17 protein-coding genes are annotated in these 16,545 nt (G+C 58.6%); 4 read left to right on the top strand and 13 right to left on the bottom strand.

Features of this window, described 5'->3' with window-relative positions; translation table 11 throughout:
• Positions 1-9 precede the first annotated feature (9 nt).
• The 3 genes from H6F58_RS03125 to H6F58_RS03115 are packed head-to-tail and all read right to left on the bottom strand — an operon-like array spanning position 10 to position 3,546.
• The gene (locus H6F58_RS03125) at positions 10-978 is read right to left on the bottom strand and encodes an ABC transporter permease (RefSeq protein WP_146276250.1); all 969 of its coding nucleotides are present in this window, start codon (positions 976-978) and stop codon (positions 10-12) included.
• The gene (locus tag H6F58_RS03120; protein ID WP_195181070.1) at positions 979-2,493 is read right to left on the bottom strand and encodes a sugar ABC transporter ATP-binding protein; all 1,515 of its coding nucleotides are present in this window, start codon (positions 2,491-2,493) and stop codon (positions 979-981) included. It abuts the gene before it with no gap.
• Between the two features lie 18 nt (positions 2,494-2,511).
• On the bottom strand, positions 2,512-3,546 hold the full coding sequence (locus tag H6F58_RS03115; RefSeq protein WP_195181069.1) for a LacI family DNA-binding transcriptional regulator: 1,035 nt from the start codon (positions 3,544-3,546) through the stop codon (positions 2,512-2,514).
• A gap of 264 nt (positions 3,547-3,810) precedes the next feature.
• Here H6F58_RS03115 and H6F58_RS03110 point away from each other — a divergent pair, with 264 nt between their 5' ends.
• Positions 3,811-4,488: a metal-dependent transcriptional regulator gene (locus tag H6F58_RS03110; protein WP_060703488.1), complete on the top strand. Its 678-nt coding sequence runs from the start codon at positions 3,811-3,813 to the stop codon at positions 4,486-4,488.
• Positions 4,489-4,707: 219 nt separating this feature from the next.
• Complete coding sequence (locus H6F58_RS03105; protein ID WP_195181068.1) at positions 4,708-5,658, top strand: HNH endonuclease family protein; 951 nt, start codon at positions 4,708-4,710, stop codon at positions 5,656-5,658.
• A gap of 89 nt (positions 5,659-5,747) precedes the next feature.
• On the opposite strand, the gene H6F58_RS03100 is transcribed toward H6F58_RS03105, so the two are convergent.
• The 6 genes from H6F58_RS03100 to H6F58_RS03075 all read right to left on the bottom strand — a co-directional run bounded on the left by H6F58_RS03100 (position 5,748) and on the right by H6F58_RS03075 (position 11,035).
• Positions 5,748-6,623: a metal ABC transporter permease gene (locus H6F58_RS03100; RefSeq protein WP_195181067.1), complete on the bottom strand. Its 876-nt coding sequence runs from the start codon at positions 6,621-6,623 to the stop codon at positions 5,748-5,750.
• On the bottom strand, positions 6,620-7,375 hold the full coding sequence (locus H6F58_RS03095) for a metal ABC transporter ATP-binding protein (RefSeq protein WP_171919255.1): 756 nt from the start codon (positions 7,373-7,375) through the stop codon (positions 6,620-6,622). Before H6F58_RS03095 ends, H6F58_RS03100 begins: the two co-directional genes overlap by 4 nt.
• Positions 7,372-8,316: a metal ABC transporter substrate-binding protein gene (locus H6F58_RS03090; RefSeq protein WP_171919254.1), complete on the bottom strand. Its 945-nt coding sequence runs from the start codon at positions 8,314-8,316 to the stop codon at positions 7,372-7,374. Before H6F58_RS03090 ends, H6F58_RS03095 begins: the two co-directional genes overlap by 4 nt.
• 133 nt (positions 8,317-8,449) lie before the next feature.
• Positions 8,450-9,406 (bottom strand): formimidoylglutamase, encoded by a 957-nt coding sequence (hutG, locus tag H6F58_RS03085; protein WP_171919253.1) that lies wholly within the window; start codon positions 9,404-9,406, stop codon positions 8,450-8,452.
• Positions 9,407-9,493: 87 nt separating this feature from the next.
• Entirely contained in the window at positions 9,494-10,147 is a 654-nt protein-coding gene (locus H6F58_RS03080; RefSeq protein ID WP_171919252.1) for a peptidyl-tRNA hydrolase, read from the bottom strand.
• Between the two features lie 69 nt (positions 10,148-10,216).
• Positions 10,217-11,035 (bottom strand): hypothetical protein, encoded by an 819-nt coding sequence (locus H6F58_RS03075; protein WP_195181066.1) that lies wholly within the window; start codon positions 11,033-11,035, stop codon positions 10,217-10,219.
• A 488-nt stretch (positions 11,036-11,523) separates the two neighbouring features.
• Between H6F58_RS03075 and H6F58_RS03070 the strand changes: the two genes are divergently transcribed.
• Positions 11,524-12,312: a MerR family transcriptional regulator gene (locus H6F58_RS03070; RefSeq protein WP_060702574.1), complete on the top strand. Its 789-nt coding sequence runs from the start codon at positions 11,524-11,526 to the stop codon at positions 12,310-12,312.
• Here the strand turns inward: H6F58_RS03070 and H6F58_RS03065 are convergent.
• Positions 12,309-12,515 (bottom strand): helix-turn-helix domain-containing protein, encoded by a 207-nt coding sequence (locus tag H6F58_RS03065; protein WP_060702575.1) that lies wholly within the window; start codon positions 12,513-12,515, stop codon positions 12,309-12,311. The genes H6F58_RS03070 and H6F58_RS03065 overlap by 4 nt on opposite strands.
• A 226-nt stretch (positions 12,516-12,741) precedes the next feature.
• On the opposite strand from H6F58_RS03065, the gene H6F58_RS03060 reads away from it, so the two are divergent.
• Entirely contained in the window at positions 12,742-13,230 is a 489-nt protein-coding gene (locus H6F58_RS03060) for an Lrp/AsnC family transcriptional regulator (protein ID WP_060702576.1), read from the top strand.
• 14 nt (positions 13,231-13,244) lie between these two features.
• Here H6F58_RS03060 and H6F58_RS03055 read toward each other — a convergent pair whose 3' ends face one another.
• From H6F58_RS03055 to H6F58_RS03045, 3 genes are all read right to left on the bottom strand, one after another.
• Positions 13,245-14,384, bottom strand: a complete 1,140-nt coding sequence (locus H6F58_RS03055) for an MFS transporter (protein WP_348536366.1) — start codon at positions 14,382-14,384, stop codon at positions 13,245-13,247.
• A gap of 62 nt (positions 14,385-14,446) precedes the next feature.
• Positions 14,447-14,851, bottom strand: a complete 405-nt coding sequence (locus tag H6F58_RS03050) for a low molecular weight phosphatase family protein (RefSeq protein WP_195181064.1) — start codon at positions 14,849-14,851, stop codon at positions 14,447-14,449.
• A 63-nt stretch (positions 14,852-14,914) separates the two neighbouring features.
• Positions 14,915-16,438 (bottom strand): APC family permease, encoded by a 1,524-nt coding sequence (locus H6F58_RS03045; RefSeq protein ID WP_195181063.1) that lies wholly within the window; start codon positions 16,436-16,438, stop codon positions 14,915-14,917.
• Positions 16,439-16,545 lie beyond the last annotated feature (107 nt).

Below are 16,545 nucleotides of genomic sequence, written 5' to 3'. Positions count from 1 at the left end.
TGGGGGAAATCAGTGCTTGACGTTCTTGCGGCGCAGCACGTCGAAGCCGACAGCGATCGCGATGACCGCGCCGATGACGACCTGCTGCCAGAAGGCGGAAACCGAGAGCAGGTTCAGGCCATTGCGGATCACGGCCAGGACCAGTGCACCGATCAGGGTGCCGGAGATGCGCCCGACACCGCCGGAGAGCGAGGCTCCGCCGATGACTACGGCGGCGATGGCGTCCAGTTCATAGCCGGAGGCCAGGGTTGGCTGGGCCGAATCCAGGCGCCCGGCCAGGATCATGCCCGACAGCGCTGCAAAGAGCCCGGAGATCACGAAGACGGTGACCAGCACCTTTTTGACCGGGATGCCCGAGAGGCGCGCGGCCTCGGTGTTCCCGCCCACCGCGAAGGCGTTCTTGCCGATGACGGTGCGGTTCAGGACGAAGGCCGCGAGCAGGCCGGAAAGCAGCAGGATGATGATGGGCACCGGGATGGGGCCCAGGTCATCGCCGAGCCAGGACACCGAAGCGCTGGTGGAAATCGGGCGGCCGTCGGAGATGACCAGGGTCAGGCCGCGCACCACGGTGAGCATGGCCAGCGAGGCGATGAAGGTCGGCAGCTTGCCGTAGGCGCTCATCGCACCGGTCACCCAGCCCGAGAGAGCACCGATAGCCAGGCCGACCGGGATCGATAGCCCATCGGGCAGTCCCGCGGTGGTGACGGCGTAGGAGGAACCCATCGCGGAGAGGGCGGCGACCGATCCTACCGAAAGGTCGATGCCGGCTGCCACGATCACAAAGGTCATGCCGAAGGCCATCACCGCGATGGTGGAGACCTGGATGCCGATATTCAACAGGTTCGGCCCGGTCAAAAAGCGCGGCGTGGCGATAAATAGCGCCAAGCAGAGGATGACCAAGCCCACCAGAGCGCCGTTATTGGCCAGGAATGCCTTGAAGTCGAAGCCCTTCTTCGGGGCAGTAGCTACGCTGCTCATTTACTTGATTCCCATTTCTTCTTCACGATGCACATTGCTGATGGCCAGGGCCATGATGGCATCCTGGGTTGCTTCTTGCGTGGCCAGTTCCCCGGCGATGCGCCCCTGGCTCATCACCACGACGCGGTCTGACATGCCCAGTACCTCGGGCAGTTCGCTGGAGGCCATCAAGACGCAGCCTCCAGAGGCGGTGATCTCATTGATCAGTTCGTAAATTTCCACCTTGGCGCCGACATCCACGCCTCGGGTCGGCTCATCGAGCAGCAGCACCTTGGCTCCTGCGGTGAACCAGCGCCCGAATACCGCCTTTTGCTGGTTGCCTCCGGACAGGGAGCGGATCGGTGCATCGATGCTGCTCATGCGGATGCGCAGGCGCTCTGCAACCTTTTGCGCGCGGGCTTTCTGTCCCTTGCGGTCCACCAGCCCGTTCTTGGCGGTGGCGGCCATGGTGGCGTAGCCGATGTTCTCTGCCACCGACGCATCCAGCACCAGGCCTTGGGTTTTGCGGTCTTCGGGCACGTGGCCGATCCCCGCGCGGGTGGCAGCCGCGACATCAAAGCTGGCCAGCTTCTTGCCGGCGACCTTGACGGTTCCCGAGCTGTACTTGTCGGCTCCGGCGATGGCGCGGATCAATTCGGTCCGCCCGGCCCCCATCAGGCCGGCCAGTGCCACGACTTCTCCGGGGCGGACTTCCAAAGAGATGTCCTTGAGCTGGTCATCGCTGAGGTTTTGAACGCTCAGCAGTGGCTGCTCGCCTGGTTCGGTGGCCACGCGCGGGAACTGGGCATCGATGTCCCGGCCAACCATGAGCCGGACCAGTTCGCTTTCATCGGTGTCTGCCGGGACGGTGGCGATGAATTTTCCGTCACGCAGCACATTCACGAAGTCGCCGATGGCAGCGATCTCATCGAGGTGATGGCTGATGAACACCATCCCGACGCCCTGGTCCTTCAGCTGGTTGACTACCTTGAACAGGTGCTCGATCTCGGTGGTGGTCAGCGCGGCCGTGGGTTCATCCAAGATCAGTACGCGGGCATCCAGGCTCAAGGCCTTGGCGATCTCCACCAGCTGCTGCTGGGCCAGGCCCAGTGCTCCGACCGGGGTGTTCACGTCCAGGTCGAGTTCCAGCTTGGCCAAGGCGTCACGGGCGATCTTGCGCATTGCACGGCGGTTGATGATGCCGAATTTGCGCGGCGCACGCCCCAGGGTGATGTTCTCGGCGATGGTCATCGACGGGACGAGGTTCAGCTCCTGGTGGATGGTGGCGATGCCCAGTGCCTCGGAGGTCTTGGTGTCACGGATCCTCACCGGCTGTCCGTTGAACAGGATTTGCCCGGCATCTGGTTCGTGCACGCCCGCGATCATTTTGATCAGGGTGGACTTTCCGGCGCCGTTTTCGCCAAGCAGCACCGAGACTTTTCCTTCATGCACTTCAACGGTGACGTCTTCGATGACCTGCACCGGGCCGAAGGACTTGCAGACCTTGTCCAGGACCAGCAGAGCGTCGTTACTCATTCTTGTTCCTTCCATCACCTAGGCACCGGCTGCTTCCGGAGCCTGGGCAAGGGATGCCCTGGCGGTGAATTGGCTGATAAATTCTTGGGGTTCTGGCTCGCTGCCGGCCATCACGGATTGCAATGCGGTGACAGCTGCACGGCCCATCGCGCGCAGGTCGTGGCTGATGGTGGCAATCGGCGGGTGGTGCATGAGCATCGCATCCACCTCGTCAAAGGCGATGACCGACAGTTCGGGGCCAACCTGGATTCCTGCTTCCCGCCAGACGGTCAGTGCGCCAATGGCCATCGGCGCATCGGCAATGATCACTGCGGTTGGCCGCAGTTCATGCGCTAGCAGCCAGCGGGCGCCTTGGGCGCCGGAGGCGGCCTGGAAGTCGCCGGCGAAGTGCAGCTTCTGATCTGTCTCCAGCCCGTTGGACACCAGGGCCGCGTCAAAGGCGCGGTGGCGTTCGCGCGCGGTGGAGGCGTGGGCAGGTCCGCCAAGGAATGCGATATGCCGATGGCCCAGGGCTTTGATCTTGCCAATGGCTTCATCCAGGGCGCTGGCGCTGGATGCCGAGATTGACGGGATCTCCAGTTGAGGCAGGGTTCGGTCGACAAAAACCATCGGCGTTCCGGAAGAAATGATTCGCTGCATCATTTCGCTGGGGTGGTCGGCGTCTTCGTCCAGGCCTTGCGGCACTACAAGCAACCCGTCAACTCGGCGCGAGAGCATCGCGGCGAGGAACTGGTCCTGCTGCTGGGTATCTTCGTTGGCGTTGCCGATGAAAGTCATCATGCCGGCTTCGTGGGCTTGCTGCTCTACGGCGTGCGCGAGGTCCGAGAAGTACGGGTTGCGGACATCGGAAATCAGCAAGGCGATGGTGTCGGTTTTGGTGGAGCGAAGCGAGCGGGCCTGGGCGTTGGGAACAAAGCCGAGATTCTTGGCGGCTGCTTCGACTTTCTCGCGGGATTCGGCCGAGGTGGCGGAGTGCCCGGAAAGCACGCGCGAGGCCGTAGCCGAAGATACTCCGGCGGCTAGTGCCACGTCTTTGATGGTGACGGCATTCATCCCGATAAGCCCCTTTGCTTACGTGTAATCGATTCCATGGAATCGATTACACAGTTTTCACTACCTTGAAAATATTGTCAACACCGCAAAACGGCCACTCCACTATCGCCCATTAATTCATCTACTGATTTTGCGGTTTGACATGATAGTTCGTACAGAATGCCGGACAGTGAACCCAATAATTCAGATTTAAAGTTGGCAGCTATCCGGTGGATCTCCGGCCGCTTCAACACCACCCTACTTCAGGTCGCTAAGATGGAAGGCGTGTCGGTTAATCAGCTCTCAGATAGTGCGCAAAACTATCTCAAGATCATCTACGGACTGAATGAGTGGTCCAACGAGCCCGTGACCGCTAGCGTCATTGCGACGAAAGCGGGGATGAAGCTTTCCACGGTTTCGGGGGCGCTGAGCAAATTGCGCCAACAGGGCTTGCTGGACCATGCACCATACGGTGCAGTGACGCTTACTGCCCTGGGCCGGGACTATGCCATGACCATGGTCCGCAGACACCGGCTGATCGAAACTTTCTTGGTCCAGATGCTCGGGTATCGCTGGGACCAGGTGCACGATGAAGCAGAAAATCTGGAGCATGCGGTCTCCGACTTCATGGTCCAGCGCATCGACAATCTTCTCGAGCACCCCACACGCGATCCCCATGGGGATCCCATCCCGACCGCCGAGGGACGCATCAGCATTCCCCCGGCTATCAATTTGAGCGATGCTGCCGATGGAAGCAAAGTCATCGTCGAACGAATCGCTGACGATGACTCGCAGCTATTGCAGTATTTTTCCGATCAAGGCATTCGCGTGGGCGTTGAACTCAGCGTGAGCGCTGCCGAGGATTTCTCGGAAACGATCAATGTGCGCGTCGCTGGAAAAAAGACAGCCCTGAGTCTCGGCTCCCGGGCTATCAACGCTGTCTGGGTCTCTGCCGGAAAATAACTGGCATCTTCCATAACCACGAGCGGCTTTCCTGCATTTCAACGCGAGCCTCTCGGCGCCTAGCAGTACTTTGGACAAGACCGACGCTTATTTGTCGGATTGTGGATTAGAGTGAATAGCAACCGTACTTGCTGGAAGGTTCAAGTTTCTTGAATTGAGAGCCCCACCAGTAAGTTTGGGCCATCACTTGCATCCCTTCTTGCACGAAAGAATCCCCCATTGCCACGGAAAATCTTTGCGCTGCTTTTCGCAGCGATTCTGGTACTGACCGGCTGCAGCGTTCCATCCGGGCAGTCCGCCTCAACGGCTTCGATTTCTGAAACCTTCCAGGCCCCATCGGCCACCGATCAAGACCTCATCATTGATCTAGCCTCGACCACGACCAAGAAGGTCAACCCTGGTGCCAAGCTCAACGGACCCCAGGCCTTGAACATGCTCAAGGCTCTTCCGGTCAAAGGCAAAGCACCAGCCACGGGCTATAACCGAAACAAGAAATTCGGCAACGGCTGGAAAGATTTTGACCGCGACAAGTGCGACGAACGCCAGGACACACTGTCCCGGGACATGTCCAAGGTGAAGTTCAAGGATCGCAAAAAGTGCGCCGTTGCTTCAGGCACCTTGCACGACAAATACACCGGCAAGAAGATCAACTGGAAGGTCAAGTCCGGCAGCGTCGACATCGATCACGTTGTCGCCCTGAAAAATTCCTGGATCTCAGGGGCACAGAAACTGTCACAGGCCCAGCGCCAGGCTCTGGCCAATGACCCACTGAATCTCATCGCTGCCGACGCTTCTGCCAACCGCCAGAAAGGAGATAAAAACGCTGCCGAATGGCTGCCCAGGAATAAGAGCTTCCGCTGCCAGTACGTCGCCACCCAGATCAGCGTCAAGAAAAAATACGCGCTGTCGGTAACCAAAGCCGAAAAGAACGCGATGACCAAGGTTCTCAATACCTGCCGCAACCAGAAGGGCGCGAAGGTTACGGCAATCAAGCCCGCCGGAAACCAGAAGAAGGCGGCGCCCAAGAAGTCGGCTTCGACCGTGAAGGGCACCGTTCATCCCGGTTCCTACTGCAAGAAGGCCGATAAAGGAAGGCACGGAAAGGCCAAGTCCGGCAAGGTCTACACCTGCAAATACGACGCCAATGGCAAACTCCGCTGGCGTGCCTAGAACATCATCATGGGATGGCGGAAGTCGCAGACTTCCGCCATCCCATTTCTGGCCCCGGGGCGGCACATCAGTAACAGCCCCTTGTGGCGTTAGCGAACAGCGGCCAAAGACTTCCGCCGCTCCTTGGCTGCGAGCTTCGTGGCGATCAGCCCTTGGCGGGGACTGAAAAGATAGACGGCAGCGAAGATCAGCGCTTGAGCGAGGACGACCATGCCTCCCGTGGATGCGTCGAGGAAGTAGCTGGCATACACCCCGAGAATTCCAGCGCAAGCCGCCAGTGCCGGGGCGATGACCAGCATCTTTGAAAACTTGTCGGTCAGCAGGTAGGCAGTAGCTCCAGGGATGATCAGCATCGCCACCACGAGGATCACTCCCACGGCCTGCAATGCAACGACCGAGGTCATGGCCAGCAACCCCAGGAGAATCGCACCGATCAACCGCGGGCTCATTCCCAGCGCGTGGGCGTGCGTCTGGTCAAAGGCATAGAGAGTGAAGTCCTTGCGCTTGAGGATCAGAATTGCGAAGGTCACGGCTCCAAGAATCAATACCTGCCACAAGTCTGCCGAGGAGACTCCCAGCAGGTTGCCAAAGATGATGTGGTTTAAGTCGATATGGCTGGGAGTAACCGAAATGAGTACCAGCCCGAAGGAAAACAACGTGGTGAAAACAATTCCAATGGCGGCGTCTTCCTTCAGCTTGGTGGTATCTCGCACTCCCCCAATCAGCGCCACGGCCAAAAACCCGAAGATGAGTGCGCCCAGGGCAAAAGGAGCCCCGACAATATAGGCCAATACGACGCCGGGCAGCACCGCATGGGAGACGGCATCTCCCATCAGCGACCAGCCGATGAGCACCAGCCAGCAGGAGAGCAGCGCGCAGAGCACCGAAGCAATAATCGTTACTGATAAGGCACGGATCATGAATGTGTAGCTCAGCGGCTCCGCCAGCAATTCAATGAGGTTCATGATGCATCTCGTTTCATCGGGTCCAGGCCGAAGGCCAAAGCCAAGTTTTCTGCACGCAGGACGACCTCGGGCCGCCCATGCATCAGGACCTTGCGCATCAATAGGACCGCCTCATCGGCCAGGTCCGGAAGGGCATGCAGGTCATGGGTGGAAATCAGCACGCTGCCACCCTCATCTGCCACCTCTCGCAGCAGCTTGGTGATGGTCGCTTCGCTGCGCTTGTCCACTCCGGCAAATGGTTCATCCAGCAGCATGATGCTTGCTCCTTGGGCGATGCAGCGAGCCACAAAAGCACGCTTCTTCTGCCCGCCCGAAAGCTGCCCGATTTGCCGGTTGGCAAAGTCCGTGAGCTCTACGCGTTCCAGGGCTTCATTCACTGCCGCATGGTCTTTTTTCCTAGCACGTCGGGTCCATCCCATCTGGCCATAGCGGCCTGTCATCACGACGTCGCGAACAGATATCGGGAAGTTCCAGTCAACTGCCTCGCTTTGCGGGACGTAGGCAAGCTTTCCGCTTTTGCGGGCTTGCTGCGGATCGGTTCCACTGATTTTGACGCTTCCGGTATCGGGCTTGATCTGTCCCATGATGGTTTTGAATAGCGTTGATTTTCCGGAACCATTCATTCCCACCAGTCCGCAGACAGTTCCCTGCGCCAATTGCAGCGAGGCGTGGTCTAGCGCCTGGACTTGGCCGTAATGCACGGTAGCATCGGTGACATTGATGGCCAGATCGGCGTTGCACTGTGTATTCATGATGCTTGGCCTTTCAATGCTCGGGCGATTTGCTGGGTGTCATGGGTAATCAGCTCGAGGTAACTAGGCACTGGTCCACCAGGCTCGGAGAGGGAGTCCACATACAGCGTTCCGCCAAAATGCGCATCGGTGGACTCCACAACTCTTTGCATGGCGGCATCGGAGACGGTGGACTCGCAAAAGACCGCCGGGACATGGTTGTCTCGAACATAGTCAATCGCCGAGGCGACTTTGCGCGGCGTGGCTTGTGATTCCGAATTGACTGCCCAGAGGTATTTTTCTTTCAGTCCGGCATCTCTCGCCAGATAGCTGAAAGCGCCTTCGCAGGTCACCAGCACACGTTCCCGTTGCGGTATGCCCTGGAGTTCGGCAGCCAAGTCGTCTTGCACTTTCTGCAATTTCGCCTGGTAGGACTTGGCATTTTCCCGATAGGCCGACGCGTTGGCTGGATCCAGCTCGCTAAAGGCCTGCGCAATGGTTTGAACGTATCGCTGTACGTTGACCGGGCTCATCCAGGCATGGGGATTTGGCTTCCCCGCTCCCTCGCCCTGGACGATGCCAATGGGTTCGATGCCTTCGCTGACCGTGATGTGCGGGGCGGAGTTCCCTTGGACAAACTGGGCAAACCACGCTTCAAGGTTCAGGCCGTTGTCCAGAATCAGATCTGCATGGGAGGCCCTGCGCAAATCATCCGGCGTCGGTTCGTAGCCATGGATTTCTGCTCCGAGTCGGGTGATTGATTCCACCCGCAGGTGCTCGCCAGCGACATTCTGGGCGATATCTTGCAAGACTGTGAAGGTTGTCAGAACCACAGGACGCGAGTCGGCCGGCCCGGTTCCGATAGCATTCTGGCTTTTGGCCGGCGCGCATCCGGTGACAAAAAGGAGCAAGGGCGCAACAAGCATGGCCAGCCAGCTCGCTGCCCTGCGTCGACCGGTCATCTTTTTCACTCTTGCCCTCATATCCTGAGCTTCGCTCCGTTGCCTCTGCCTCTTTGCAAGACAACAGGAGCGAAGATCTTCGCTCACTCATAGGATAATGTTTGAGGGGTCAAACAATCAATCTGTGTCGAAATTACCCCAGGGCAATTTCATAGATCAGACGGGCAGCGCTGCGTGCTGTACGAGAGTCGACATCGTAGCGGGGATTCAGCTCGACAACATCGGCAACCGCAAGTTTCCCGCTGGCGACAACCTGCCGGCATGCCGCCAGGATTCGCTCGAAGGGAACTCCGAAACCTGCGGGGGCACTCACCCCAGGCGCCACGCTTGCTGGCAATACGTCCAAGTCAATAGTCAGATATAGAACGTCGATGCGCTCAAGGAAAGCAGCGACAAATCGACTGACCTGCTCTGGCTCGCAGTGCTCGTCCAGCAAGTAGGGAACGCCGAGCTCGTCTGCCCTGGCGAAGAGCGCCGCGGTATTGCCGGGACGCGAGATTCCAAGCACTGCGTAGTGGAATTCAAGGCCTTGCTCCTGCATTTCTTGATGCAGATCCAGAAATGGGGTGCCACTGGTTCGCTGCCCCTCGTCCCGCAAGTCGAAGTGCGCATCCAGATTCAGGATGCCGATCCTCGTGGAATTATCATCTGCCAGGTGCTGCAATAACCCCAGGCCGGTGCCATAAGCGGTCTCATGCCCACCGCCTAGCACGATGGGCAACGCTCCGGTGCCCAGTGTTTGCGCCACCGCATTGGCCAAGCGCTCCTGGCCTGATTCCAGCTCGTCGCCTTCAACGACGACATCTCCGAGGTCCACCATTGCTCGCTGCTTATGGATGGCCATGGGGCTCAGCGCAGCGCGCAACGCTGCCGGTCCATCAGAAGCGCCAATGCGGCCCTGATTGCGTTGCACCCCGGCATCCGAGCGGAAACCAATCAGTGCCACCGCATCGTTCAGATTCTGGGAATTTTGCGCAGCAATCTGTTGATGCCAGCGCAGGTGCTGCACAGCAGAACCGTCTACCCGGCCCGACCACCGCTGCGCTTTTTGGTCGGTCTCAATCTCTATTGTCTTGCCGTTTTCGCCCATAAGACCAGCACAGCAGATCAGACCAACGCGGTCTAGCAGAAACAAGAAGGTGCTGTCCGGCATTCCGGACAGCACCTTCTTGGCTGGCTAGTGTTCTTGAATGTAGACGAAAGCCGTCGTGGACCCTGGCTCAATTTCAGTACGGCCTGCGTCTTGAATCACCGGGCCGCTGGCTCGTTCAGAGAGGGCCTCAAAATCCTGGCGCGATAAGTGCCGAATTCCCACGGGCGCATGAACCTTGAGCCACTCCTCGATCCCCTGGCCATCAGATTCAGCCAGCCAGGCAAAAAGCGCGTGGGCGCACTGTGCGGCGGCCTTGCCAGTGGACATCTGCAGTGAATCATTAACCGCGATATTCACCGTGGAGCTCAGTACCTCATCGCTCTTGGGAAGCTCGGTCCCAGAGACCTGCAATTTCGCGACGAGCTTGGGGAGATTTGCCGCGGGCAGTGGCGGCAAGCCGACGGCCTGCGCTTTGCCCACCTCGCTGACCATCTGGTCGGGGTACATTTCCAGGACCTTGGCAAACATCTTCGGATTGGCGCGGCGAACCGATTTGGCGAAAGCCTGGGACGCCCATTGCTGCCAGTCCGGGTTGTGGGGATCTTGCAGATAGGCGATGACCGCGGCACGCGAAACTGCAGATAATCCTTCGTCTTCGGTAGAAGGATCCTCTTTATCGATGCGCAGGATAATGGGCTGGACTAGTTCTTCGGGATCGCGTTCGCGCAGTTCATCCATGAACTCATTCTAGATTGCGACGTGGGCTGAAAATTGCCAGATTGCCGGAGCTGCACTTCACTGCCAAGGTCAGCGCCGGCGCACCTTGCGGACTATCACGATAACGACACTGGTAAGCATGGCGGTTGCGAGGCTGACAATCAGCGGAGTTTGCCAGTCGAGCTCGACTATTAAAGCACTGAATTCCTTGCTGAAGGCGCTCGCTGCCGGGCCTATTTGGGCTTCGGACTGTATTGCTTTGGCCGAACTTTCCACCACGGCTGGCATCACCCATTGGAAAGCCAGGGCCACCACCCAAAAGACCAGGTTGATGGCGCGCAGGAATCCAACAAATCCAAGGATCAGCCCCAAGATCAACGGCCCGGCATACCAAAGGTATACGTAGTAGGACTGCGCTCCGGCAATGAGCGAGGCGACGATCTGCAGCCAATAGCTCACGCTGACCGTCATGGTGGCATAAAAGAGCGCCGCCACGGGAAGACGCAACTTTGCGCTCAAAAAATACCAGGCCAGGCTCAGGACCAGCAAGGATCCGAAGACCCATAGTTGAGTTACCGAGGCTTGCGTGAGTTTCCCGCTGAAAGCCGAAGGATTCGTGGCATATATTCCCTGTGCCCCTAATCCGAGCATCCCCAGGAATATTCCCACGGCGGTCACAACCGCGAACCCAGTTCTCCCGCGGCCCACGCGACGCACTAGCCAACTGCCCAATAGGGCGGACAAGCTGGAGACGACAATCAGGCCAAGCGCATCGTTGCCAGCGAGCGGCAAAATCGAGCGGTCTTCTTCCCCGATCCACAACCAGGGCATCACAACTATAACCACAGTTAATATGCCGCCGGCAATTTGCATCCACCAGTTTTGCCAGACGCGCCTCATTGAACTCACAGTGCTCCTTCGTGTTCCTACGCGCTCATTGTTCCAGAGCAGAGCCGGCGCCGCGCTAAAGGCACGGGGCATGTCCATGAAATCGATGTCCACTACATGAACGAACCAGAAATGGCCACGCAGACGCAAATGGCTCGCGAGCGTCCACCTAGGTGGGATGCTCACGAGCCATCAGAATTTTGCTTTCACCACGCTTTGGCATGGATGGCCAAAACATTTCAGCGATGCAGATTCGGGTGGCCTGCACTCGCGATAGGTCATTGCTGGATCAGGCGGTAGCCTTTCCAGCATCATCTGTTTTCATTGAACACCAGAGACTTCATCCTGCGCAAACGGCAATGCATCTACTGGTCAATATGATCAATCAACCGAAAAATAGCCTCAAAATATCCAGCATTTTGCCATGAGGCCTGAATCACATTTTGAACCAGCATCGCAATTTTCGACGCCTTGACATTGACGTAGCGTCAACCTGTAGCTTGAGGAACATGAACAATTCAACGGTGGGTCCAGTACCCGCGGAATACTCGATTTCCTACCTTTCGCGGGTCGCTGGAATCAGTAGCCGCACCTTGCGCCACTACGACCACATCGGGTTGCTGGTACCGGACCATGTTGCCCAGAACGGCTACCGCTTCTACACCCAAAACCAGCTGGTGCGGTTGCAACGGATCCTGCTGCTCAGGGACATGGGCCTGAAGCTGGAGAGCATCACCGAAATTCTGGATGACCAACGCGACGAACGAGAAGCGCTGGCCGAACATGTCCAGCAACTACAAGCACAGCGCAGAATCATCGATCGCCAGATCACGACGCTGGAACGCACGATTTCAGCATTAGAGAACGGAGAAGAAATGAAACCCGAAACCAGCTTTGACGGCTTCAACGAACAATACAAGGAAGAAGTCACCCAGCGTTGGGGCGCCAAAGCCTACAACGACTCCAACCAGTGGTGGCGCAGCAAGAGTGCAGAGGAACAAGCCGGCTTCTTCCAGCAAGTCCGCGAATTGAACGAAGCGTGGATCCGCGCCGGAGAGCAGAACGTGCGTGCCGATAGCGATGATGCGCAAAGCTTGGCCGCGCGACATGTTCAGTGGCTTCGTTCGGTTCCAGGAACGCCACTGGATTCCGCTGATCTGGAACAGCGCCGCGCCTATGTCAGTTCATTATCGGAGATGTATGTCGCAGATGAGCGGTTTGCCGAGAATTACGGCGGCCATGCGGAACTAGTCCGCGACGCATTGAAAGCCTATGTCCAGAAAGCTGCGGACCTCTAGGATTGCGAGTCGTTGGCAATCTCTTCGCGTGTCTGGGCGTAGCGTTGCTGGATGTAGTTTTCCAGTTCAACGCGCTCCACGCGCCACATGCCCCGTCCACCAATTTGGATGGCTGGCAGTTCCCCGCTTTTGACCAGGGCGCGAACTTGAGGAAGCTTTACATTCAGCTCCTCTGCCACATCTTCCAAACGCAAAAACCTCATAGGAACAGGGTACTGTGCTTGGCCTTCGAATGAGGGCCAAGCACTACTTTGTGGACAAGCGGCATGGATTCGCGCCATAGCAGTTGGCGGAGCGGCTGCTTCTGGCTCGCCTGCAACAATATCGGTCAGTTAGCGCAACACATTTGGGGGGAACTGGTCATATTGACTAAAATCTGTAGGAGGTACTTACGCACGCGCACCACAACCTGTCACAGGAGACCAGCACATGAATTCGGATACGTATCAGCTCGATGAAACCGACCGGCGTATCCTCCTGGCACTCGATGCCGACCCCCGTGTGCCCATCATGATGCTCGCGCAGCAACTTGGCCTGGCCCGCGGCACCGTTCAAACCCGCTTGGAGCGCTTGGCCCACTCCGGAGCGTTGCGTCCGAACACCGCCCGCATCTTGCCTGCATCCATGGGTCGCGGTGTCAGCGCCTTTGTGAGTGCCGAACTGAACCAGGCTGCGCTCAATGATGCCATTGCCGCATTACGCCAGATTCCCGAAGTCCTCGAATGCGTTGCTCCAGCGGGCGATACTGACCTTTTGATTCGGGTCTCCGCTACGGACCCCGATGACCTGTACCGCGTCAGCGAGGAAATCCGCCTCTGCCCCGGCATTACCCGTACGTCCACCTCGATGATCTTGCGTGATGTTATTCCCTACCGCACGACCGAACTCTTGAAGAAACTGAGCAAAGACCAGCACTAGCTCAAAGCCAGCAGTTACCTGCTGACTTCCTCCAGCCCGGCTCTCGGCAGGTGACCGCGGGAACGATAGACCAGTGCGATTGATGCCAGGCACAGCAACGCCAGGATAGCGATGAACAGCACCGGGTCGGCAATAAGGCGCCACGAGGCAAATAGCGTCGGGAACGTAAAGCCAACAAAACAAACCATGTAAAAGCGCCCGGTCAGTTTGCCGACATCCGCCGAACCGGCCAGATCCAGCACCTGGCTCAGCCCTGCCACCAGCAAAATGCCATTGGCTGACCCGGAAACAATAAACGCAACGACTCCCAGCAGCTCGGAGCCGGTCAACGAGACGGCAATCATCAACAGCAGGGCGGCCAGCGCCGTCACCAAGCCAGCGATCAGCAATGAAATCTTGCGGACATCGTTGTACCGCCGGACGAACGGCTGGATGATGGTCCCCATCCCCATGGTCACGGCGACCGCGACGGTGGAGTAGAGCAGGCTAGATCCTCCAGGGCCATCGCTTAATGCCGGGACTACCGCGAAACCGGTGGCGGCCATGCCAAAGACCCACGGAGCGGAAGGCAAAACCACGCGGTTGAACCGGCGCCGGTTTTCCAGCGTTGTTTCACTGCCGGTAGCGGTGGCCTCCTGTAGTTGAATCCGGGGTTCCTCGGAGGCCACAACAAGCAAAACCAGCCAGGCAATAGTGGTGAGCGCATGAACCAGATACGCAATCTCGGGGTGTGCGCTAAAACCGACGATGGCGCCGGAAACGATCGGCCCCACCGCGAATCCGAGGGATGTGCATAGTGCCGCACGGGTAGCGCCAGCTGGACCAGGGCTGAGCAATTTGACCCAGCTGGTGATAGCCACCATGGCCAGCCCCATTCCGAGCCCGCTGAAGACGCGGCCCGCATAAAGCCCGGCAACGTTCAACGCTCCAGCAGCCATGATCAAGGATCCGACAATGGAACTGCTCAAAGCGATCAGTGAAAAGAGCTTGCGTCCGAGGCGATCCGCCAGCGGGCCGCCGAAGGCCAGCGCAGGAATCATGCCCACGAGATAGCTGCCCATGACCAGCATGGCCTCGACTTCGCTCAGGTCACGAAATTGCTGGTACCAGTTGATCAGGGAAACGTACTGGTTGGCGCACCACCCGGTCAGCACCAAGCAAACGCCCGGCAGCCACCACGGTGTGGCACCGGTGCGCAGGATTCGTCGTGAAATTTCTACTGCTCCATCTCGTGGAAGAGCCCGCGAACCCGCTCAGCGATCTCATCCCTGATGATATTCATGCGCTCGGCTCCGGTGATCCCGTCTTCGCTGGGCTCATAGGTGACCCAGCGTTCGACGGCGACCGACGGGTCCAGTTGCGGATGGGCATCGGTGCCGAGAATGACGACGCGGTCGACTTTCTCAACCACCTTCGGATCAATGCCCTTGGGCTCGCCATGGGACATGTCTGCCCCGGTCTGTGCCAACGAGGCCACCGATTCCTGGTTGATCCCTGTGCCTGGATTGGTTCCGGCGGAATAGCTGGTGATCTTTCCAGCAGAAATGTAGTCCATCAATGCGGCAGCCATCTGCGATTTGCCGGCATTGCGTGAGCAAATGAAAAGTACCGAGTTAGCCATGAACCTATTGAACCACCCGCGATGGACTCGCGGGTGGTTCACTACTCATGAATCATCGGATCATTACTTGAGCAATTTATAGGTCTTGATGGTTTCACCCTTGAAGAAGGCTGGCTGGGTGATCCTCATGTAGATCATCACCACCATGCCCAGCAGGAGCACGCCGACACCCAGGATGAACACCATTCCCACTCCCCCGATATTCGAGCCGGATCCGTAGTCGGGATTCATGGATTCAAAGGCAGTGGCAAAGAACATCACCAGAAGGACCACTCCGCCAATCAGCGGCGCCATGAACTTGAAGATGATATTCCTTGGACTGGCAAATAGCTCCCCTCGGAAGTACCAGACACAGGCCAGGGCAGTCAGGCCGTAGTAGAAGCAGATCATCAGGCCCAGCGCGGTGATCGTATCCCACAGCGCGTTTTCCGAAACCAGCCGGGTTATGACGTAGAACGCGGCGGCGGCAGCGGCCGCAGCGAAGGTGGCTACCGATGGCGACATGAAGCGCGGCGAGATCTTCGAGAAGCTCTGCGGCAACGCCTTGTAGTAGCCCATGGCCAGCAGGGTGCGTGCCGGCGAGACCATGGTTGACTGCAGCGAGGCTGCCGAGGACGAGAGAATAGCCAGGGACATCAGCAGTGCCAGCGGCCCCATCACCGGACCGGAAAGCACAGCAAAAATTGATTCCTGATTATCCGGGTTGCCGGCGCCTAGTCCGGTGGTCCCGACGCCGGCCCAGTAGAGCACGCCCAGGGATACTGCGACATACAGGGCCATGATCAGCAATACGGTCCAGGTGGCGCCACGGCCCGGCACCTTCTTGGGGTCGGTAGTTTCCTCATTCATGGTCAAGGTGACATCCCACCCCCAGAACACGAAGATCGACAAGGAGATGCCTGCGGCAAAGGCCGAGAAGCTCTCCACGCCTGCCGGGTTGAACATCTGCAGGCTAATGGGCGTCTGGTCGAAGGGCTGGTTCGAGGTGAATGCCATGACGGCGAACAGCAAGAGCACGGCCACCTGGAACGCAACCAAGCCGTATTGGAAGGCCTTGGTCGCGTTCAAGCCGCGGTAGGAAATATAGGAAGCCGCGGCGATGAATACCAGCGTGGTGGGGATGTTGATCCACAGGTTGGTGGTCAGCTCCGCGATTTCCGGGTGGCCGGTGATCTGCGCCAGCAGGATGTAGAAGAAATCCACGGCGACCGCCGCGAGGTTGGAGAGCACAATCACCGTCGCGGCCACCAGCCCCCAGCCGCCCATCCAGCCGATCATCGGGCCGAAGGCGCGGGTAGCCCAGGTAAAGGAGGTGCCCGAATCGGGCATCGCATTATTCAGCTCGCGGTAGCCCAGTGCTACCAGCAGCATGGGCAGGAATCCAGCCAGCAGGATGGCCGGCAGGCTGGTGCCTACCTCTGCCACGGTTGCGCCCAGGCCTGCGGTGAGGGTGTAGGCCGGGGCAATGCTGGAAATTCCGATGACCACCAGGCCAAGAACACCGACGGTGCCCTTGGAGAGGCCTTTTTCGTGCAAGCCGCTCTCGGCGGCTGCAGGATGGTTATCCTGCCTCAGGTCTTGCGACATGTTGGTTTACCTTTAGCTTTAGTGAGGCGTGAGCGCGTCGGTCAGAAGTACCGCGCCACCTTTCCACCAGGGGGTCTGAAATATGAAGGGGCCGGAAGCCGGACAAG

It is taken from the genome of Glutamicibacter sp. FBE19 (genome assembly GCF_015524875.1).
GTDB lineage: Bacteria > Actinomycetota > Actinomycetes > Actinomycetales > Micrococcaceae > Glutamicibacter > Glutamicibacter halophytocola.
Note: the sequence above shows the minus strand (reverse complement) of the source record. Positions and strands in the feature narration are given on the sequence as shown.